Raw genomic sequence first — 3321 nt, forward strand, 5'->3', positions numbered from 1 at the left:
ATTGTTTTTGTTCATCAGTTTTATTTAATAAATCTTTCATTAAAGAATTGAGTAAATTTGTTTTTTCTTCTATTTGTTTTAAGGTTTTATTTTAAAAAGTGGCTATTTCATTTTGTGTTTCTAATGGGGGAAGAGTTATTTTTATTTTTTTTATTATCTTTTGGGTGAAATGGGGAATGTGTCCTTGTTTTAATTTTTTTTGAATTTCATTTTCTTTTTGTTTTAAATAAAAATAGAAATACAAAACATTAAAAGAATCATCTTTAGATTTTAAAATTTGTAAATTTTGAGCAGCCCAAAAAGGTTTAGTATGGAAATGAATATAACCACAACTACCTACACTAGTTATAGTTATAGTATTTTCAGGAGTATTAGATTTGTTATAAGATCCTTTGGGTTTTATACCTCCACCCCACACTTCGTAATCTCCATTTTTTTCACAATCTGATATATGTAAATCTGTTCTATCATCAAGAGTAATGTCTTTTGGTGGTTTTGGAGATTTCCAAAAGATATAGATATTTTTAGCTGTTGTGCAATTTTGTAATAATTGTTCTAAAGTATATGGTTCTTGTGGTAGTTCAATTGTTTCTTTGTCTTGGACGTCAATAAATACAGTTGCTAAATTGTTATTTGCATCTTTAATTTTAGTATCTAGAATATATTTATTGTTCATATTAGAATTATAAGAAGGTGTTTGTAGAGTATTTAATTGAAATATATCTTTAATTAGACTGCCCCAAAAAAATGGAAATGGTTAAGAGCAACAAAATACCCAAATTATTTATTAATTAAAAATAAATAGTTTGGGTATTTTTTGTACCCAAATGCAAAAAGGAGAAAAGATGTTAGAAGCTGAACGCGCATTGTTGGGTGCTTTGTTTTTAAAACCAGAAAAGATTGATACTGTTGTAAATTTAATTAACACTAATAACTTTACTGATTCCAAACATCGATATATATTTAAGACAATGAAACAACTCAAAATTCTAAATCGAGAAATTGATTATGTTTCAGTTAGTTCCACTTTACAAAATCAAAATAGCTTAAGCAAAATAGGAGGTATTGATTATTTTACCAAATTACCTGAAATGCCTCCTTCAAATCAATATTTAGAAACATATATTGATTTAATCAAGGAAAAATCGCTCAAAAGAGATTTGTTAAATCTAATCCATCAATTACCTACTGAATTATCTAAAACTAAAAATATTAATAATTATTTACAAACAGTCAAAAATCAAGTAGAAATCTTTATTCAAAGCACTAAATCACCATTTATTTCCACCAAAACCTTAATTCCTTACATTCGAGAAAGTATTATTACTAACGATAACAATAACCAACTTACAGGAATTAAAACAGGGTTTAACAATCTTGATGAATTAGTTTCTGGTTTCAAACCCAAACAATTAATTATTTTAGGAGCTAAAACAGGTATGGGTAAAACCGCTTTCATGTTAAATTTAGCTACAAATATTACGCAAATATTTGATAAAAATAAAAAAACCAAACAGCAGTAATTTTTAGTTTGGAAATGACAGCAGAAGAATTGGGTATTAGGATGCTTTCGTCGTCATCACAAATCCCTTTAAAAAAACTACAACATAAAAACTTAACCAAAGAAGATAGATTTGCTTTAGGTATGGCAGAAAATGATTTAACAAAATTAAATATTTTAATTGATGATGACAGAAACAACAAAATTGAAGATATCAAAAACAAATGTAGACAAATAAAATACACCAAAGGACTTGATGTTGTTTTTATTGATTACCTCCATTTATTAAAAGAAGACCAAAATTTTAATACTTATCAAGCAACAGCAGTAATTTCAAGAGAGCTCAAAAAACTAGCAAGTGAACTTAATATTCCCATAATAGCTTTAATTCAAATGAATCGCGCAACAAACATAAGAGAAGTTAAATTACCACAATTAAAAGATTTAAGAGATTCAGGAACCATCGAACAAGACGCTGATGTTGTAATGTTTTTGCACCGCGAAAGTTATTACCAAAAACCCGATAATAACCCATACACTAATTTAATTATTGCCAAAAATCGCATCGGACAACTAGGTGAATGTAATTTAATTTTTATAAACAAATCCAAAAATTTGAAGTTTTAGAATAAAAAAGGAAATAATAAAATGAATCAATTAACTAATTTACATTTCAAAAATATTAATGTTTTCAATCATAAAACTTTGTGTGTCAACATCACTAAAATATAGTTTTTCCAACTTGTTTTAACAAAATCTTTGATGAATATATGTTGGAATCTCACGCTAAATTAAATAAATATTTAACTGATAACAACTACAACTCCCAAAGCCAAAAAGCAATCCGTGGAAAAATCAATGAATACCTCATTTTGTTATATTTTCATCAAAAAGGAATAACCAATCTTTATCCGCAAGCCTATTTATTTTTCATCCCAGATATTAAATTTGATTTAGTATTATTCTCCCAAACCAAGCGCATAATTGCCTTCAATTTCAAAACATGCCTTCGTGATCGTTATAAAAAAACAATCATCGAAGCTCAACAAATTAAAAAACTAGATGCCCGTTTTGAATTTTATTTATTAACTAACAACGCCACAGAAACCCAAAGACTCAACAATAAAATTATAAATGGCAAAGTTCAAGGCATAAATCAAATCATTAATTTATTTTCTAACAAAACCAATCAATTTTTACAAAACTTACTTACAAACAATTTCATTCCTTTTTCACCAATTAATTTAATTAAAAGCGTTGTGCACTCAAATGACAAATAAATTAATCGTTTTTGAAGGAATAGATGGTAGCGGAAAAACTACTTTAATTAAACAATTAAAAAAATATTTAAAAAATCAAAAAAAAATAATCATTTGTCAAGGATTAGGAAGTTCTTCAATCGGTAAACCAATTAGAAAATTATTTTTATATCAAGAAAATTTATCACCCAACACAAGATATTTAATAAGTTTAGCAAACATGACACAAACCAAAGAAGAACTCGTTATTCCTGCTTTATTAAAAGGTTATATTGTTTTAGTTGATCGTTGGTATGATTCTACTTTTGCTTATCAAAGTGATGATATCAACCTTGATTCTGGCGACAAAATATTAACTTCAAAAATCATCAATCATTTTCTAATTAAACCTAAATTAAACTTTTATCTAGACATCGACCCTAAAATAGGATTAAAAAGAAATCAAACTCAACTTAATCATAAATTAGAAACTATCGAACAAAAACCCATAACTTACTTTCAAAATGTTCGTAAAAATTATTTAAATCAATATCAATACTGTAATAACCAAAATTGCAAACA

2 protein-coding genes and 2 pseudogenes are annotated in these 3321 nt (G+C 26.5%); 3 read left to right on the plus strand and 1 reads right to left on the minus strand.

Annotated features, from left to right (window positions below):
• Positions 1-91: 91 nt before the first annotated feature.
• Positions 92-676: a restriction endonuclease subunit S gene (locus OL66_RS00625; RefSeq protein ID WP_034172056.1), complete on the minus strand. Its 585-nt coding sequence runs from the start codon at positions 674-676 to the stop codon at positions 92-94.
• 169 nt (positions 677-845) lie between these two features.
• Between OL66_RS00625 and OL66_RS00630 the strand changes: the two are divergent.
• The 3 genes and pseudogenes from OL66_RS00630 to tmk form a co-directional block, all read left to right on the plus strand.
• Positions 846-2133 (plus strand): annotated as a pseudogene (locus OL66_RS00630) (replicative DNA helicase).
• A gap of 16 nt (positions 2134-2149) precedes the next feature.
• Positions 2150-2781 (plus strand): annotated as a pseudogene (locus tag OL66_RS00635) (hypothetical protein).
• Positions 2771-3321, plus strand: a 551-nt coding sequence (tmk, locus tag OL66_RS00640; RefSeq protein WP_034172057.1) for a dTMP kinase, incomplete at its 3' end; no start/stop codon positions are given. The pseudogene OL66_RS00635 and the gene tmk, both read left to right, overlap by 11 nt.

The sequence above is a fragment of the Chrysanthemum yellows phytoplasma genome (genome assembly GCF_000803325.1).
Taxonomy (GTDB): Bacteria; Bacillota_I; Bacilli_A; order Acholeplasmatales; family Acholeplasmataceae; genus Phytoplasma; species Phytoplasma asteris.